The sequence below is a fragment of the Bradyrhizobium sp. CCBAU 11357 genome, from assembly GCF_028128865.1.
In the GTDB taxonomy this organism is placed as follows: Bacteria; Pseudomonadota; Alphaproteobacteria; order Rhizobiales; family Xanthobacteraceae; genus Bradyrhizobium.
On sequence record NZ_LBJW01000100.1, the window covers coordinates 184,386 to 201,224 of the forward strand.

The 16,839-nt window shown below is 65.1% G+C and carries 17 protein-coding genes; 9 read left to right on the forward strand and 8 right to left on the reverse strand.

Translation table 11 applies throughout. The annotated features are described in order from the left end of the window. Window positions 1-10: 10 nt before the first annotated feature. Together XI05_RS18795 and XI05_RS18800 are read right to left on the reverse strand one after the other, a co-directional pair. Window positions 11-247: a hypothetical protein gene (locus XI05_RS18795; protein ID WP_271504357.1), complete on the reverse strand. Its 237-nt coding sequence runs from the start codon at window positions 245-247 to the stop codon at window positions 11-13. Window positions 248-323: 76 nt separating this feature from the next. Continuing rightward, window positions 324-560, reverse strand: coding sequence for a hypothetical protein (locus XI05_RS18800; protein ID WP_271504359.1), 237 nt, complete (start codon window positions 558-560; stop codon window positions 324-326). A gap of 266 nt (window positions 561-826) precedes the next feature. Between XI05_RS18800 and XI05_RS18805 the strand changes: the two genes are divergently transcribed. Further along, complete coding sequence (locus tag XI05_RS18805; RefSeq protein WP_271504361.1) at window positions 827-1,174, forward strand: DUF6481 family protein; 348 nt, start codon at window positions 827-829, stop codon at window positions 1,172-1,174. Window positions 1,175-1,298: 124 nt separating this feature from the next. Here the strand turns inward: XI05_RS18805 and XI05_RS18810 are convergent, their stop codons facing one another. Continuing rightward, window positions 1,299-1,544: a pentapeptide MXKDX repeat protein gene (locus XI05_RS18810; RefSeq protein ID WP_036027965.1), complete on the reverse strand. Its 246-nt coding sequence runs from the start codon at window positions 1,542-1,544 to the stop codon at window positions 1,299-1,301. A gap of 332 nt (window positions 1,545-1,876) precedes the next feature. Between XI05_RS18810 and XI05_RS18815 the strand changes: the two genes are divergently transcribed. The 3 genes from XI05_RS18815 to XI05_RS18825 are packed head-to-tail and all read left to right on the forward strand — an operon-like array spanning window position 1,877 to window position 4,805. Continuing rightward, window positions 1,877-2,899: a TRAP transporter substrate-binding protein gene (locus XI05_RS18815; protein WP_271504363.1), complete on the forward strand. Its 1,023-nt coding sequence runs from the start codon at window positions 1,877-1,879 to the stop codon at window positions 2,897-2,899. After that, window positions 2,896-3,450: a TRAP transporter small permease gene (locus XI05_RS18820; RefSeq protein ID WP_271504365.1), complete on the forward strand. Its 555-nt coding sequence runs from the start codon at window positions 2,896-2,898 to the stop codon at window positions 3,448-3,450. Before XI05_RS18815 ends, XI05_RS18820 begins: the two co-directional genes overlap by 4 nt. Beyond that, window positions 3,447-4,805: a TRAP transporter large permease gene (locus tag XI05_RS18825; protein WP_172789122.1), complete on the forward strand. Its 1,359-nt coding sequence runs from the start codon at window positions 3,447-3,449 to the stop codon at window positions 4,803-4,805. Before XI05_RS18820 ends, XI05_RS18825 begins: the two co-directional genes overlap by 4 nt. 102 nt (window positions 4,806-4,907) lie before the next feature. Here the strand turns inward: XI05_RS18825 and XI05_RS18830 are convergent, their stop codons facing one another. Then, entirely contained in the window at window positions 4,908-5,591 is a 684-nt protein-coding gene (locus XI05_RS18830) for a GntR family transcriptional regulator (RefSeq protein ID WP_271504368.1), read from the reverse strand. Between the two features lie 230 nt (window positions 5,592-5,821). Here XI05_RS18830 and XI05_RS18835 point away from each other — a divergent pair, with 230 nt between their 5' ends. From XI05_RS18835 to XI05_RS18850, 4 genes are all read left to right on the forward strand, one after another. After that, entirely contained in the window at window positions 5,822-6,430 is a 609-nt protein-coding gene (locus XI05_RS18835; protein WP_212257285.1) for a TRAP transporter small permease, read from the forward strand. Next, entirely contained in the window at window positions 6,430-7,695 is a 1,266-nt protein-coding gene (locus XI05_RS18840; RefSeq protein WP_212257020.1) for a TRAP transporter large permease, read from the forward strand. The genes XI05_RS18835 and XI05_RS18840 overlap by 1 nt, the downstream gene beginning before the upstream one ends. A gap of 25 nt (window positions 7,696-7,720) precedes the next feature. After that, window positions 7,721-8,704: a TRAP transporter substrate-binding protein gene (locus XI05_RS18845; protein WP_271504372.1), complete on the forward strand. Its 984-nt coding sequence runs from the start codon at window positions 7,721-7,723 to the stop codon at window positions 8,702-8,704. Window positions 8,705-8,777: 73 nt separating this feature from the next. After that, a complete protein-coding gene (locus XI05_RS18850) occupies window positions 8,778-9,704 on the forward strand; it encodes a dihydrodipicolinate synthase family protein (RefSeq protein ID WP_271504374.1) in 927 nt (308 codons plus the stop codon). 207 nt (window positions 9,705-9,911) lie between these two features. On the opposite strand, the gene XI05_RS18855 is transcribed toward XI05_RS18850, so the two are convergent. The 4 genes from XI05_RS18855 to XI05_RS18870 are packed head-to-tail and all read right to left on the reverse strand — an operon-like array spanning window position 9,912 to window position 15,634. Further along, complete coding sequence (locus XI05_RS18855; protein WP_271504377.1) at window positions 9,912-10,823, reverse strand: hydroxymethylglutaryl-CoA lyase; 912 nt, start codon at window positions 10,821-10,823, stop codon at window positions 9,912-9,914. A gap of 1 nt (window position 10,824) precedes the next feature. Then, window positions 10,825-12,828, reverse strand: coding sequence for an acetyl/propionyl/methylcrotonyl-CoA carboxylase subunit alpha (locus tag XI05_RS18860; protein WP_271504380.1), 2,004 nt, complete (start codon window positions 12,826-12,828; stop codon window positions 10,825-10,827). Window positions 12,829-12,832: 4 nt separating this feature from the next. Then, window positions 12,833-14,437, reverse strand: coding sequence for a carboxyl transferase domain-containing protein (locus tag XI05_RS18865; RefSeq protein WP_271504383.1), 1,605 nt, complete (start codon window positions 14,435-14,437; stop codon window positions 12,833-12,835). 24 nt (window positions 14,438-14,461) lie between these two features. Continuing rightward, entirely contained in the window at window positions 14,462-15,634 is a 1,173-nt protein-coding gene (locus XI05_RS18870; RefSeq protein WP_183239297.1) for an isovaleryl-CoA dehydrogenase, read from the reverse strand. 111 nt (window positions 15,635-15,745) lie between these two features. Between XI05_RS18870 and XI05_RS18875 the strand changes: the two genes are divergently transcribed. Further along, a complete protein-coding gene (locus tag XI05_RS18875) occupies window positions 15,746-16,774 on the forward strand; it encodes an AraC family transcriptional regulator (RefSeq protein WP_271504385.1) in 1,029 nt (342 codons plus the stop codon). Window positions 16,775-16,839 lie beyond the last annotated feature (65 nt).

Sequence of the window (16,839 nt, forward strand, 5' to 3'; positions counted from 1 at the left end):
GGGATCGCGCCTAGCGCGCCGGCTCGATCACGTTGCAATTGCTTCGCCCGGACATCAGGCAATCCTGCATCTTGCTGGCTGCCGTCAGATCCCGGGCCAGCCACCAGCCGACGCCGAGGATCACGACCGCGATGATCAATCCTGCGAGCGCGCCGCGGCGGTCGCCGCCGGACGGACGCTTGGGCTGACGGTTCGGTCGAGGATTGGGCTCCTCGCCCGGTTCGGATCTGGACTCTGGTTTCGACATGGCCGCCTGGTCACGCTGGCGCGCTGGCTTTACCACCTCTGCGGCGTCGCGTCACATCCCGATCACCCGGCCCAATTCAGCCCCGGGTCTGCCGGATCGCATCCTTGCGCAAGGTTTCGACCGCCGGAATTGCCTCCTGAACGCGCGGTGCGCAGCTCGTGAGCACGAATGCAGTCCGGGTGCATTCCCAATTCGCTCCCAGCACGGCACTTTCGATGGGCTGCGGACGTGCGAGCAGCAGCGCGGCGCCGGCCACGCCTGCCACGGCGAAGGCAATCGCCAGCGTTTTCAGGCTTGGTCTTGAGATCGTCATGCCCGTGCTCCGTCTCGTACCGGGCGGACGCTAGGCGTCGCCCGTGCGCCCCGTTTATGAGGGACATCACAATTCAGCAGTTTTTCCGGGCTACGAGAGATCGTCGGGGGGGCGATTTTTCGTTGACCTGATCGGCTGCGATTATGGGTGGCTTCGCGACGCGCGCCGATGTACACGCTTCTGCGTCGCGTGGCGCCTGCTATGCCCAGCCGACGTACCAACAGGCACCGATGTAGGATCGAAAGCGAGGAAGACAAGGCTCGTCGATGAGTGGATTCAGGGAACCCGGCTTTGCAGACCGGCAAAAGGCGGCGCAGGACGCTCGCAAAAATCTTTTGAACAAGTTCAAGTCGCAGCCGGGCCCGGATGATCCGGCGGTGATCGCGCGCCGCGCTGAACGCGAGGCCCTCGCGGCCAAGCGCGCCGAGCAAAAGGCCGCGCGCGAGGCCGAAAAGGCCGAGCAGAAGCGCCTCGAGGAAGAGGCCAAGGCGGCGGAAGCTGCGCGGATCGCGCGGGAGGCCGAGGAAGCCGCCGAGAGGCTGGCTGCGCTCGAGGCCGAGCAGAAGGCCAAGCGCGATGCGCGCTACGCCGCCCGCAAGGCGAAGCGCAAGTAAGACTCGCCGGTCACGTTCAATTGAACTTGAACTGAACCATCATTCCGGAGGCGGCCTCAAAGGCCGCCGCCGGAATTCGAGAGGGCGCGACCCGCCAAAGGGCGTTGCGCGATGACGGCCTGGATCAGTTCTTCTTCATCATCCCGTCGTCTTTCTTCATGCCGTCCTTCGACATGTGGTCCTTCTTCATGCCGTCGTCCTTGGACATGGTGTCCTTCTTCATCATGCCGTCCTTGGACATCGTGTCCTTTTTCATCATGCCGTCGTCCTTGCCCATCTTGTCCTGAGCAAAAGCGGCCGGCGCAAACGCGAGGCCTAGCGAGAGAGCGGCAGCCGAGACGCCGAGCACGATGCGGGTGCGAATGGTCATGGTTCATCTTTCCTTCGAGATGGTGTTTGTCAGCGACGGACGCCGCTATTCAATATCGACGGATTGCCAGTCGGCGTTGTTACGCCGCTGCCTATAAATTTTGGCGAGCCATCCGCTAGCCGTTGTACGGCGTGCTTCGCGCTCACAACCGGGATCGCAAGTGTGCAGCGCAGCACGGTCGGCACTTGCCGCGGCGTTCGGTCTCGAACTATCAGATGAGAGAATATCGGGTGGAAGACCGGCTAGGATGGGCCCGAACGCCGGTCTGACAAGACCCGACCCAAATCACACCAACAAGAACAGTCCAAAGAAACGATCAAAGGGATCACACCATGATTACGCGCCGACATCTGATCGCGACCGCCGTCGCGGCACCCGCCATTCTGCGCTTCGGCACTGGCACCGCGCAGGCCGCGACCACGCTGAAGATCTCACATCAATTTCCGGGCGGCACCATCGACAAAGGCGATTTCCGCGACCGGCTCTGCCGCATGTTCGCCGCTGAAGTTGCCAAGCGCAGCAATGGCGACATTGCCGCCGAGATCTATCCGAACTCCTCGCTGATCAAGACCAACGCGCAGTTCTCCGCCATGCGCAAGGGCGCGCTCGATATCAGCCTCTATCCGATGCCCTATGCCGGCGGCGAGGTGCCGGAAACCAATATCGGCCTGATGCCGGGCCTGGTGACCACCTACGACCAGGGCCTGCGCTGGAAGAAGGAGCCCGTCGGCAAGGCGCTGACCGACTTCCTCGCCGACAAGGGCATCATCCTGCTCACCTGGGTCTGGCAGGCCGGCGGCGTCGCCAGCCGCTCCAAACCGATCGTTGCCCCGGAAGACGCCAAGGGTCTGAAGGTGCGCGGCGGCTCGCGCGAGATGGACATGGTGCTGCAGACCGCTGGCGCCTCGGTGCTGTCGGTGCCTTCCAACGAAATCTACGCGGCGATGCAGACCGGCGCCTGCGATGCCGGCATCACCTCCTCGACCAGCCTGATCTCGTTCCGCCTCGAAGAGGTCGCGAAGTCGCTGACATCAGGGGCAGGCGCCTCCTACTGGTTCATGCTCGAGCCGCTGATGATGTCGAAGACGATCTTCGACAAGCTGCCGAAGAACCATCAGGACATCCTGCTCGCGGTCGGCACCGAGCTCGAGGCCTTCGGGCGCAAGGGCGCGCAGGACGACGACGTCGAGGTCGCCAAGGTTTATGAGAAGGCCGGCGCCAAGGTCTCGGTTCTGGATGCCGCGACCGTCGGCAAATGGCGCGACATCGCGCGCGACACCGCCTGGAAGGATTACAGCGCCAAGACCGCGACCGCCGCAAACCTGCTCAAGCTCGCCATCGACGTCGCGGCATGAGCCACGGTCCGCTTCCGGATCGTGACGACCAGGCGAGCGTCGCCGCAGGGACCGGCCCTGGGGCGGCGATCGATCGCGGTCTCGCCGTCCTCAACAGCATCATCGTCGTGTTCGCCGCGATTGCGCTGGTCGCCGCCTGCACCATCCTGAGCTACAGCGTGCTCAGCCGCGCGCTGTTCAAGGCGGCCAATTACTGGCAGGACGAGGCCGCGGTGTTCCTCCTGGTCGGCGCCACCTTCATGACGGCGGCCTATGTGCAGCAGAATCGCGGTCATATCGGCATCGAGGCCTTCGTCGGCCTGCTGTCGCCATTCGCGAACCAGGTTCGCCTCTGGCTGGTCGATGCCGCCACATTCCTGTTCTGCGCCTTCTTCACCTGGAAGTCCTGGACACTGGCCCATGAGGCCTATGTCGACGGCCAGGTCTCCAACTCGATGTGGTCGCCGCCGCTGGCGATCCCCTACTCGCTGATGGCACTCGGGATGAGCCTGCTCTGCCTCCAGATCCTCGTGCAGCTTGCGCTGCCCTTCACCGGAGCCAAGCGGCCATGAGCGTTTTCGGCATTGGCCTTGCCTACGGCATTGCGACGCTGCTGGTGATGTTCTCGGGCATGCCGATCGCGTTCGCGCTCGGCGCGGTCGCGGTCGTGTTCATGGGCATCTACATGCCCTCGGCCTCGCTCGATACGGTGACGCAGAACGTCTACGAGGAGATGGCTTCGATCACGCTGCTGTCGATCCCGCTCTTCATCCTGAAGGGCGCGGCGATCGGCAAGTCGCGCGCGGGCCAGGATCTCTATTCGGCGCTGCATGCCTGGCTGCATCGCGTGCCCGGCGGCCTCGGCGTCGCCAACGTGTTCGCCTGCGCATTGTTTGCGGCAATGGCGGGATCTTCGCCCGCGACCTGCTCGGCGATCGGCTCGGCCGGCATCCCCGAGATGCGCAAGCGCGGCTATTCCGGCGGCTTTGCAGCTGGGATCATCGCGGCCGGCGGCACACTCGGCATCCTGCTTCCGCCCTCGATCACCATGATCCTGTTCGCGGTCGCCGCCGAAAAGTCGCTGGGGCGGTTGTTCCTCGCCGGCATCGGACCGGGCCTGCTGCTGGTCACGCTGTTCGGCGCCTATGCCGTGATCCGCTTCCGCCAGGAATACAGGGCGGCCGAAGCGGTCTACAAGAATGGCGGGCCGGAGGCTGCAATCCTCACCCGCGACGAATATACGCTCGCCGAGCGCTTCAGCGTGCTGCCGCGCGTGATCCCCTTCGTGCTGCTGCTCACCGGTGTCATGGTCGCGCTCTATGGCGGCTACGCCACGCCGTCGGAAACCGCGGGCCTCGGCGGCCTCCTGGCGCTGGCGCTGATCGCGGCGATCTACAGCGTATGGCGGCCGAGCGACCTCGCTCCGATCATGAAGTCGACGATCCGGGAATCGACCATGCTGATGATGATCATCGGCATGTCCCTGCTCTATTCCTACGTGATGAGCTATCTGCACATCTCGCAATCGGTGGCCGAAGCCATCGTCGCGATGCATTTGCCGCGCTGGGAGCTGCTGTTCGCGATCCTCGTCATGGTCGTCGTGCTCGGCTTCTTCCTGCCGCCGGTCTCGATCATCCTGATGACGGCGCCGATCATCCTGCCGCCGCTCCGCGCCGCCAACTTCGACATCATCTGGTTCGGCGTGGTCATGACCATCGTGATGGAGATGGGGCTGATCCATCCGCCGGTCGGCCTCAACATTTTCGTCATCCGCAACGTCGCGCCCGATATTCCCCTGCGCGAGGTGATCTGGGGCACGCTGCCCTTCGTGCTCTTGATGATGCTCGCGGTGCTGCTGCTCTGCTTCGTGCCGGGGATCTCGACCTGGCTGCCGGACCTCGTGATGGGGCCGGACGGCAGCAGGTGACGCTGCGGTCGCTATCGTAGGGTGGGCAAAGCGAAGCGTGCCCACCACCTGTCGGCGGTCACGAAGAGATGGTGGGCACGGCGCTGCGCGCCTTTGCCCACCCTACGAATTCTCTTTCCGCCGCGACTTCGGCGCGTTGGCGACGACCTGCAGCAGATCCTTGCGCACGGCCTCGATGTGACGCTCCAGAAACCGGCAGGCCTCGTCCACCTTCTCCGCACGGCACAGCGCGATCAGCTGGGCGTGCTCCTTCTCGGCAATGCCCATCGCCTTGGTATTGGAGAGCTGCAGGCGCGTGTAGCGGTCGCTGGTCTGGAGTAGCGACAGCACGATCGCGCGGGTGCGCGGCTGCGGCGCGTGAACGTAGAGCGCCATGTGGAAGTCGGCGTTGAGCTGGCCCCACTCACTGACGTTGCGCGCCTTGATCGCCTTCTCGAAACTCTTGTGGATGTTGTCGAGCCCGTCGAAATCCTCAGTCGTGAAACGCGGCGCCGACTGCGCCAGCAATCGCGGCTCGAGGATGCGGCGCAGGTCGAACACGTCGTTGATCTCGTCCAGCGACAGCTCGGAGACGATGGCGCCCTTCTGCGGAACGATCCGCACCAGGCCTTCCGCCTCGAGCTGGAATAACGCCTCGCGCACGGGAATGCGGCTGACGCCATAGGCCTCGCCGAGCGCGTCCTGGCGCAGCTGCGATCCGGCCGGATAGGTGCCGTCGAGGATCGCCTGGCGGAGCTGGTCGACGATCGCAGCCGACAGGGTGCGATGCTTCAGAGGCTGTTTCATCTGATCGTCCGTTGTCCTTCCCGACTCGTGCGGCCGACGCGGTCCCTGTCTTGCATGTCGAGCTGCCCGGCAAAAGCCGAGGCGCCACAACCAAAGTGCCCGGCAAAAGCGCGCCCTGCCGACGAAATGACCGCAAACTTCGTTTGACTCCCAAAATGTATAAATTATACATTTGGCAATCGCACGACAAATCTTCAGGGGGTTGGGCCTCTTTCATGATCGAGCAGACCATGCCGGCCACGCGCGCACTCAGCCTCCGACGCATGATCGTCCGGATGTCGAGTGCCCTGCTCGCCTGCGAGCGGCTGGCGCTGATGGGCCTGATGTATCTGCTCACCGGCCTGATCCTGGTGAACGTCGTCACCCGCTACTCGCACTTCCCGATCTACTGGATCGACGAATCCGCCGTTTATTGCGTGGTCTGGCTGACCTTCATCGGGGCGTCCGCGATGACGCGGCTGCGGCTCGATTTTGCGGTGTCCATGCTGACGGAGCGGCTGTCGCCGCAGCACCAGAAATTTGCAAAAGTGATCTCGACCGGGCTCGTCGTCGTGTTCGGCGTCGCGCTGATCGTCACCTGCGTGCTCTGGATGGACCCGGTCGGCCTCGCCCGCGCCGGCTTCGACGGGCGCAAGCTCGCCGCCGAGACCTTCAACTTCCTCTATACCGAGCGCACCCAGACGCTGAACTGGCCGACCTGGGTGCTCTATCTGACGCTGCCGATCTTCGCGGTGTCGATGACCGTGCACGGCCTCGCCAATCTGCTGGAAGATCTCGAGCTGGTCCCGCGCACGCCGCTGAGAGGCTTCCAGCTCTCCGAGCTCGACGGGGTCAATTGATGATCACGTCAGCAGCCTTCATGGCGTTCATGCTGGTCGGCGTGCCGATCGGCCTCTGCCTCTGCCTCGCCGGGCTCGTCTATATCGCGGCGTCGGGCAACCCGGTGCTGTTTCAGTCCTATCCGCTTCAGCTATTCGGCGGCGTCGACAGCTACGGCCTGATCGCGATCCCGCTCTTCATTCTGATCGGCGAGATCATGAATGGCGGCGGCATCACGCGGCGCATCGTCGACATGGCGATGGCCTTCGTCGGCTCGCTCAAGGGCGGGCTCGCCTACGTCAACATCCTCGCCAACATGTTCATCTCCTCCATCCTGGGATCGGCAACCGCGCAGGTCGCGATCATGGCCCAGATCATGGTGCCGGAGATGGAGAAGAAGGGCTACGACAAGACTTTTGCGGCGGGCCTCACCGCCTATGGCGGCATGCTCGGCCCGATCATCCCGCCCTCGGTGATGTTCGTGGTCTACAGCGTGTTGGCGCAGGTCTCGGTCAGCGACATGCTGATCGCCGGCATCGTGCCGGGCGTCATCCTCACCGTGATGTTCTGCCTCGTCATCGCGCTGATGGGCTACATCTACAACTATCCCCGCGCCGACTATCAGACGCCGCGCCAGCGCGTCATGACGATCCTGCGGACCTCGCCGACACTGCTGATCCCGATCGTCATCGTCGGCACCATTCTCGGCGGCCTCGCCAACGCCACGGAATCCGCCGCCGTCGGCGCCGTGGCCGCCGCGCTGGTCGGAAAGTTCTGGACCAGGGAATTCGAGTTCTCGCAGCTGCCGCAGATGATGCTGCGCAGCGCCATCTATTCGGCGATCGTGTTGTTTCTGGTCGCGGCGGCCGCCGTGTTCTCCTGGGTGCTGATCTTCGGCAAGGTGCCGCAGGAGACCGCGGCCTGGATCCAGACCGCCGCCAAGGATCCCGTCAGCTTCATGCTGATCTGCAACGCCATCCTGCTGGTGATCGGCACTGTGATCGACGGCATTCCCGGCCTGATCATGACGGTGCCGATCCTGCTGCCGGTCGCAACCGAGATCTATCACATCGACCCCCGGCAGTTCGGCGTCGTCGTGGTGATCAACCTCGTGCTCGGCCTTTTGTCGCCGCCGGTCGGGCTCTGCTTCTTCGTCGCGGCCGCCGTCACCGGCGCCAAGCCCGGCAGGATGTTCATGGTGACGCTGCCCTTCTTCGTCATCTCCTGCGTCCTCCTGGTGCTGCTCTCGCTCTATCCCTCGCTCTCGCTGATCCTCGTCAAATAGGCCCATTCCCAAAAGGAGCCCGACCATGCCGCTTTCACGCCGCCACTTTCTCGCCGCCAGTGCCGCCGCCTCGGTGTTCGCCCCGTCGCTGGCGCTCGCCCAGGCCAAGGAATTCCGCCTCGGCCTGATCACGCCGAACGGCCATTCCTGGAACAAGGCCGCGCTCAAATTCGGCGACGAGCTCAAGGCCGCCACCAACGGCCGCCTGACCTTGACCGTGTTTCACTCCGGCCAGCTCGGCAACGAGACCGCGATGATGCAGCAATTGCAGTCCGGCGCGCTCGACATGGGCTTCATCCAGGCCGCCGAGCTCGGCTCGCGCGTGCCGCACATCGCCGCGATCAACGCACCCTATATCGTCCGCTCGACGCCGGCGGTGGCGAAGTTCGTGCGCCACCCGGCGGCCGTAAAACTATTCGAGGTGCTGCCGCAGGAGACCGGCACGATCGGGCTCGGCTGGGGCATCACCGGCATGCGCGCGGTGTTCTCCTCCAAGGACCTGAACTCGCTCGCCGACATCAAGGGCATGAAGCTGCGCATCAACCCGACGCCGGTCTACCGCGATTTCTATTCATCGCTCGGCGCAGCGCCGACGCCGATTCCGACGCCGCAGGTGTTCGACGCCATGGCCAACGGCCAGGTCGACGGCCTCGAAGCCGATCTCGAATTCTCCTGGAACCAGCGCTTCGACAAGGTGTCGAAGGTGATCCTGCAAATGAACGCCGTCTTCATGCCGATGGCCGCGGTCGTCTCCGGCCGGGTCTGGCAGTCTCTGCCCGCCGCCGACCGCGAGCTGATCACCAAGACGGTCAAGTCGACGCTGGACGCGCAGATCGACGAGCTCGCCGGCAACGAGCCCACGCTGATCGAGAACTTCAAGAAAGCGCCGATCCCGATCCGCCAGGTCGATGCCAAGGACACCGAGGCCGTCATCGCCGAGTTCGACAAGATCTGGCTGCCCAAGGCCCCCGTCCTCGCCGAGCTGCGCAAGGTCGGCGCGACGCTCTGATCCGGTTCCCCATCCCTTTCACAAGAGCCGGCGGCTCCAGCCCCCCGCCGGCATATTCACCTGGAGTCAAACAATGAGCCGCCGCGTTGCCTGGGAAGGCGTCTTCCCGGCCGTCACCACCCAATTCCACGACGATCTCTCGCTCGACATCGACGCGACCGCCAAGGTGATGGACGGGTTGATCCGCGACGGCGTCTCCGGCCTGATCGTCTGCGGCTCGGTCGGCGAGAACACCTCGCTCGAGCGCAAGGAGAAGGTCGCGATCATGGAGACCGCGAAGGCGGTCGCGAAGGGCCGCGTGCCCGTGCTGTGCGGCATCGCCGAGTTCACCACCGCCTTTGCGGTGGAGACCGCGAAGGAAGCCGCACGCGCCGGCATCGACGGCGTCATGGTGATGCCGGCGCTGGTCTATTCCTCCAAGCCGCACGAGACCGCCGCGCATTTCCGCGCCGTCGCCTCTGCGACCGACCTGCCGGTGATGCTCTACAACAATCCGCCGATCTACAAGAACGACGTCACCCCCGACATCCTGGCCTCGCTCGCCGACGTCGAGACGGTGGTCTGCTTCAAGGATTCCTCCGGCGACACGCGGCGGTTCATCGACACCCGCAACATGGTCGGCGACCGCTTCGTGCTGTTCGCGGGCCTCGACGACGTCATCGTCGAGAGCGTCGCCATGGGCGCCGTGGGCTGGGTCTCGGGCATGTCCAACGCGTTCCCGCGCGAGGGCGAGACGCTGTTCCGCCTGGCCAAGGCCGGCCGCTTGGCCGAAGCGATGCCGCTCTACGAATGGTTCATGCCGCTCCTGCATCTCGATGCCCGCCCGGACCTCGTCCAGTGCATCAAGCTGTGCGAGCACATCATGGGCCGCGGCACCGCCCTGACCCGCCCGCCGCGCCTCGCACTGCTGCCGCACGAGAAGGCCGAGGTCGAGGCCATGATGGCGAAGGCGCTCAAGAACCGGCCGCGTTTGCCGGATGTCGGGCTGAAGGCGGCCTAACGGCAGGTCTCGTAGGGTGGGCAAAGCGAAAGCGTGCCCACCTTCTGCCAATGCTCTCGAAAGACGGTGGGCACGGCGCTTCGCGCCTTTGCCCACCCTACGTGAGCTGCCCCAGCCGTCATTGCGAGGAGCTCTTGCGACGAAGCAATCCAACTGCCGCCGCGGAAAGACTCTGGATTGCTTCGCTGCGCTCGCAATGACGGAGACTTACGAACCCACCCGCTTCTTCTTCGCGTTCAATGCAGATGCCACGCGACTGACCGGCGGCTTGCTCAGCACGACGCTCATCTCGTTCGTCGCCGCCAGCAGCTTGTCCATATCGACGCCGGTCCTGATACCCATGCCCTCGAGCATGTAGACGACATCCTCGGTCGCGACATTGCCGGTCGCGCCCGGCGCATAGGGACAGCCGCCGAGCCCGCCGGCGGCGGAGTCGATGACGCGGACGCCCTCCTCCATGCCCGCATAGAGGTTGGCGAGCGCCTGGCCGTAGGTGTCGTGGAAATGCATCGCGAGTTTTGCTGGCGGGATGTTGGCGCTGACCGCGCGCAACATGTCCTTCGCTCTATCAGGCGTGCCGACGCCGATGGTGTCGCCGAGCGAGATCTCGTAGCATCCGAGATCCCACAGCGTGCTCGCGAGGTCGGCCACCGCCTTCGGCTTGATCTCGCCATCGAACGGACAGCCGAGCACGCAGGAAATATAGCCGCGCACCTTGATGCCATCGTCCCTGGCGCGCGCCAGCACCGGCTTGAAGCGCTCGATGGACTCCGCAACCGTGCAGTTGATGTTCGCCCGCGAAAATCCTTCGGAGGCCGCCGCGAACACGGAGACCACTTTCGCGCCGGCCGCACGCGCGGCATCATAGCCCTTCTCGTTCGGTACCAGCACGTGAAATTCGGCGTCCTTCACATGCGCGATGCCGCGCAGCACGGCGTCCGAGCTTGCCATCTGCGGGATGGCCTTGGGCGAGACGAAGGCGCCGACTTCGACCGTATCGAGGCCGGCCGCGACCAGCGCCTCGACAAACGCGATGCGCGCCTCGACGCTGACAGGCGTCTTCTCGTTCTGGAGGCCGTCGCGCGGCCCCATTTCGATGATGCGGACCCGGTCGCTCATGTCACTCTCCTGCAGGCTCGACCACGGCGAGCTCGACGCCCTCCTGCACGATGTCGCCGACCTTGCATTTGACGGACTTCAGCACGCCGGCATAGGGCGCGCGCAATGTCTGCTCCATCTTCATCACTTCGAGCGTGAGGATCGGCGCACCCTTCTCCAGCTTGGCCCCCTCCTCGGCCAGCACAGCGACGACGGTTCCCGGCAGCGGCGCTGCGATCTTGTCCTCGCCGACATGCTCCTCGCTCTCGCCGCCGAACGGATCGACCCAGTGCAGGTCGAACCGGCCGTTGCGCGTGCGCAGGTACAGTTCATGGCCGTCGATCACGGCCGCAACCGATGATTTGACGCCGTCCAGGGTCAGGTCGAAGCCGCCGTCCTTCGCCGCGATCGTAAACGCCAGCTCGCGCTCGCCGATCACCAGCGTCGACGGTCCGCTACCGTAGTTCAGCTTGATCTTCTGCTCCGGACCATGGCCGACGCGGAACGCAAAGCTGCGCTGGCGGCGGCCGACCGGCTGCCAGCCAAAGGTCTGCCAGGGCGAATTCGCTTCCGCTTGCGCCGTCTGCCGCTCCGCGTTCACGATTGCGGCGACTGCGGCGCAGAGCTCGAGCTCTCCGGGTGCCGGCGCCGCTGATGTCAGCACCGCCAGCTCGCGCTCGATGAAGCCGGTGTCGATCGCATTCGCGCGCACCTTCGGATGCGTGATCAGCGCCGACAGGAACGGGATGTTGGTGACGATACCGCGGACATCGGATTCCTCGAGGCCGCGGTTCAGGCGGTCGATCGCAACGTCCCGCGTCGGCGCCCATGCAATCGTCTTTGCGAGCATCGCATCGTAGTAGGGCGATACGCTATCGCCCTCGCGATGGCCGGCGTCGATGCGCAGGCCGCCGGTTTCCGCCGGCATGCGCCAGGTCGAGATTCTGCCGACCGAAGGCATGAAGTTCTTCGTCGGATTCTCCGCGTAGACGCGCGCCTCGATCGCGTGGCCGTTGAGCTTGATCTCGTCCTGCTTCAAGGGCAGCGCCTCGCCGAAGGCGACGCGCAGCTGCCACTCGACGAGGTCGATGCCCGTGATCAGCTCGGTTACGGGATGCTCGACCTGCAGGCGCGTGTTCATCTCGATGAAGAACACATCCTTGCCGTCGGAGACGAACTCGATGGTGCCGGCACCGACATAGTTCACGGCGCCCGCTGCCTTTCGCGCGGCAGCACAAACTGTCTCGCGCTGCGCGGCATTGAGCGTCGGCGATGGCGCCTCCTCGATCACCTTCTGGTGCCGGCGCTGCAACGTGCATTCGCGCTCGAACAGCGAGAGCAGATTGCCATGGCTGTCGCCGATGATCTGCACCTCGATATGCCTGGGATTGTCGACGTATTTCTCGATCAACATGCGGTCATCGCCGAAGGCGGCCTTGGCCTCGCGCTTGGCGCTGACGATCGCAGGCGCAAGCTCATCAGCCGAGCGCACGATGCGCATGCCGCGGCCGCCGCCGCCGGCGGAGGCCTTCACCAGGACGGGAAAGCCGACCTTCTCGGCCGCCTTCGCCAGCGTCGCGTCGTCCTGCGCACCGCCGTGATAGCCGGGCACCAGCGGCACGCCGGCCTTCTCCATCAGCTCTTTCGAGCCGGATTTCGAGCCCATAGCCGTCATCATCCCGGCGGTCGGGCCGACGAACACCAGCCCGGCGTCGAAGCAGGCTCGCGCAAACTCGGCATTTTCCGACAGGAAGCCGTAGCCGGGGTGAACCGCTTCCGCGCCGGTCTTGCGCGCGGCCTCGATCAAGCGCTCGATATTGAGATAGCTGTCGCGGGCACGGGCGGGGCCCAGCAGCACGGCTTCGTCCGCGAGCGCGACATGCATCGCGTCGCGATCGGCCTCGGAATAGACCGCAACCGTGCGCAGGCCCATGGCCCGCGCGGTGCGGATGACGCGGCAGGCGATCTCGCCGCGGTTGGCGATCAGGAGGGTGCGAAAACGCCGGTAGAGCATTGAGCGGTCCATCGCATCACATCCTGAACAGGCCGAATTTGGTCGGTTCGATTGGCGCATTCGACGCCGCCGAAAGGCCGAGGCCGAGCACGAGGCGCGTGTCGGCGGGGTCGATCACGCCGTCGTCCCACAGCCGCGCGGTTGCGTAATATGGGTGGCCCTGGCTCTCATATTGCGCGCGAATGGGCTCGCGGAATTTATCTTCCTCCTCCTTGGACCAGCTGTCGCCCTTGGCCTCGATATTGTCGCGGCGGACCTGGCTCAGCACCATCGAAGCCTGCTCGCCGCCCATCACCGAGATGCGCGCGTTCGGCCACATCCAAAGGAAGCGCGGCGCGTAGGCGCGGCCGCACATGCCGTAATTGCCGGCGCCATAGGAGCCGCCGATCACGACGGTGAATTTCGGCACCGACGCCGTCGCGACCGCCGTCACCAGCTTAGCGCCGTCGCGGGCGATGCCGCCGGCCTCATATTTCTTGCCGACCATGAAGCCGGTGATGTTCTGCAGGAACACCAGCGGAATGCCGCGCTGGCAGCACAGCTCGATGAAATGCGCGCCCTTCAGCGAGCTCTCGCTGAACAAAATGCCGTTGTTGGCAATGATGCCCACCGGATAGCCCCAGATATGGGCGAAGCCGCACACCAGCGTCGTGCCATAGAGCTTCTTGAACTCGTCGAACTCCGAGCCGTCGACGACGCGCGCGATGATGTCGCGCACGTCGAACGGCTTGCGGCCGTCGACCGGCACCACGCCGTAGATTTCCTCCGCCGCAAACAGCGGATCGCACGGCTTATGCATGTTCAGGTTCGGCCGCGAGGAAGGTTTGAGCGTGCCGACGATACGCCGGGCGATGCCGATCGCATGCGCATCGTTCTGGGCGTAGTGATCGGTCACACCGGATTGCCGCGAATGCACATCGGCGCCGCCGAGCTCCTCGGCGCTGACGACCTCACCGGTCGCGGCCTTCACCAGCGGCGGGCCGCCGAGGAAGATGGTGCCTTGGTTGCGCACGATGATGCTCTCGTCCGACATCGCCGGCACATAGGCGCCGCCGGCGGTGCAGGAGCCCATCACGATCGCGATCTGCGGAATGCCCTGCGACGACATTTGCGCCTGATTGTAGAAGATGCGGCCGAAGTGCCGCTCGTCCGGAAAGATCTCGTCCTGCAGCGGCAGGAAGGCGCCGCCGGAATCCACCAAGTAGACGCAGGGCAGATTGTTCTGCCGCGCGATGTCCTGCGCCCGCAGATGCTTCTTCACCGTCATCGGATAGTAGGTGCCGCCCTTGATGGTGGCGTCGTTGGCGACGATCACGCATTCGCGGCCCGAGATGCGCCCAACGCCGGTGACGACACTCGCCGAATGCACGTCGCCGCCATAGAGGCCGTAGGCCGCGAGCGGCGACAGCTCCAGGAACGAGGTGCCGGGATCGACCAACAGGTCGACGCGCTCACGCGCCAGCATCTTGCCGCGCGCGGTATGGCGCTGGCGCGAGGCCTCGCCGCCGCCGCCGGCGACTTGGGCAAGCTTTTCGCGCAAGTCGGCGACGAGGCCGCGCATGGCCTCGGAATTGCGCGCGAAATCTGATGAAGAAGGATCGATGCTGGAATGGAGCGGCATGGTGATTCCAATGAGGTGAAGGACTTAAGCCGTCTCGGCCATCAGCTCGCGGCCGATCAGCATGCGCCGAACTTCGGAGGTGCCGGCGCCGATCTCGTAGAGTTTTGCGTCGCGCCACAGGCGCCCGACCGGAAATTCGGAGGTATAGCCGACCCCGCCGAGCGCTTGGATCGCCTCGCCGGCCATCCACGTCGCCTTCTCCGCGGAATAAAGGATCGCCGCAGCAGCGTCCTTGCGCAGGCTGCGCGCATGGTCGGCGCGGTCGCAGGCGCGCCCCACCGCGTAGACATAAGCGCGCGTGGCCTGCCAGGTCGCATACATGTCGGCGAGCTTGCCCTGCATCAGCTGGAAATCGCCGATCGGCTGGCCGAACTGCTTGCGCTCGTGCATGTACGGCACCACCGCGTCCATGCAGGCCGCCATGATGCCGAGCGGGCCGCCCGAGAGCACCGCGCGCTCGTAGTCGAGGCCGGACATCAGCACCTTGACGCCCTCGCCCACCTTGCCCATCACGTTCTCCTCCGGCACCTCGCATTCGTCGAAGAACAGCGGATAGGTGTTGGAGCCGCGCATGCCGAGCTTGTCGAGATGCTGACCGTGGGTGAAGCCCTTGAAGCCTTTCTCGATGAGGAAGGCGGTCATGCCGCGCGGGCCGGCCTCCGGATCGGTCTTGGCATAGACCACCAGCACGTCGGCATCGCCGCCATTGGTGATCCACATCTTGGAGCCGTTGAGCACGTAGCGGTCGCCGCGCTTGTCGGCGCGCAGCTTCATCGAGACGACGTCGGAGCCGGCGCCGGGCTCGGACATCGCGAGCGCACCGACATATTCGCCTGAGATCAGTTTCGGCAGATAGCGCTGCCGCTGCGCGTCATTGCCGTTGCGGCGGATCTGATTGACGCAGAGGTTGGAATGGGCGCCGTAGGACAGCCCCACGGCCGCCGAGCCGCGCGAGATTTCCTCCATGGCGACGATATGGGCGAGATAGCCCATGTTGGAGCCGCCATATTGCTCCGGCGCGGTCATGCCGAGCAGGCCGAGGTCGCCAAGGCGCTTCCACAGGTCTGCCGGGAACAGGTTGGCCTTCTCGATCTCGGCCGCGCGCGGCGTGATCTCCGCCTCCACGAAGGCGCGGAGCGTGTCGCGCAGCATGCCGATATCTTCGCCCAGATCGAAATCGATGCTCGGGATGTTCAAGGCGATTCCTCCGTAATTTGGGTCCGAACCTAGCGAGGTCCGGGACCTTCTCCGGTCGAAAAGGTTGCATTTTCCGCCAAACTTGGCGAGGATTTTCCGGAGGGAATTCCGATGCCTTTTCAAGCCGTAACCGCGATCCCGCGTCGCGCCGTCACCCCCACCGCCTTCGTCCGCGGCGTGGTCGCAGCCTACGAGCGTTACGGCCGCGATCCCGCGGAGGCGTTGAGCCGGGGTCAGGTTGCGCCGGACCTGGTCAATTCTCCGGATGGGCGCGTCACCGCGGCCCAGTTCGAGGCGCTGGCGGGCCACGCCATGCGCGAACTCGATGACGAGGCGCTCGGCTGGTTCTCGCGCCGGCTGCCGTGGGGCTCCTACGGCATGCTGTGCCGCGCCTCGATCACCGCGCCGACGTTGGAGGTCGCGCTCAAGCGCTGGTGCCGGCATCACCGCCTGCTCACCGAGGACGTGCTGCTCGATCTCGAAATCGGCGAGGAGACTGCGGTCGTGGCGATCCGGGAGCAGCGTGACCTCGGGGCTTTGCGCGAATTCTGCCTGGTCACCCTGCTCCGCTACGTGCTCGGCTTCTCCTGCTGGGCTGTCGACTCCCAGATCGCACTCCGCGCGGCTGAGTTCCCTTATCCCAAGCCCGGCCACGTCTCGGTCTATCCGACCATCTTTTGCCGGACCGTCCGCTTCGATGCGGAGCGCGCGGCCATCATCTTCGATAAGCACTATCTGTCGCTGCCGCTGACGCGCAGCGCGGCCGATCTCGACAACATGCTCAAGGGCGCGCTCCGGCTCACCGTGCTGCCCTACCGGCGCGACCGCCTGCTGGTCGAGCGCGTCCGCCGCGTGCTGCGCAATGCGCGCGGACGCGTCCTCGGGGCCGAGGACGTCGCCAGCGAGCTTGCCCTCTCCACCCGCACCATGCATCGCCGCCTGCGCGAGGAGTCCACCTCGCTGCGCGATCTCAAGGAGGAAGCAAAATTCGAACTCGCCAAACAGGAGCTGATGCGCGGCCGCACGCCGATCAAGCGCATCGCCGAGATCGCCGGCTTCCGCAACGAGAAGAGCTTTTCGCGGGCCTTTCGGACCTGGACCGGCGCGTCCCCCCGCGACTTTCGGGGGCGGTATCGCTGAGGCGCCTCTCTGCAGCCCTAAAGCGGAATGGCTTAGGTTGAATCGATAGCCACGGGCTCGGTGCA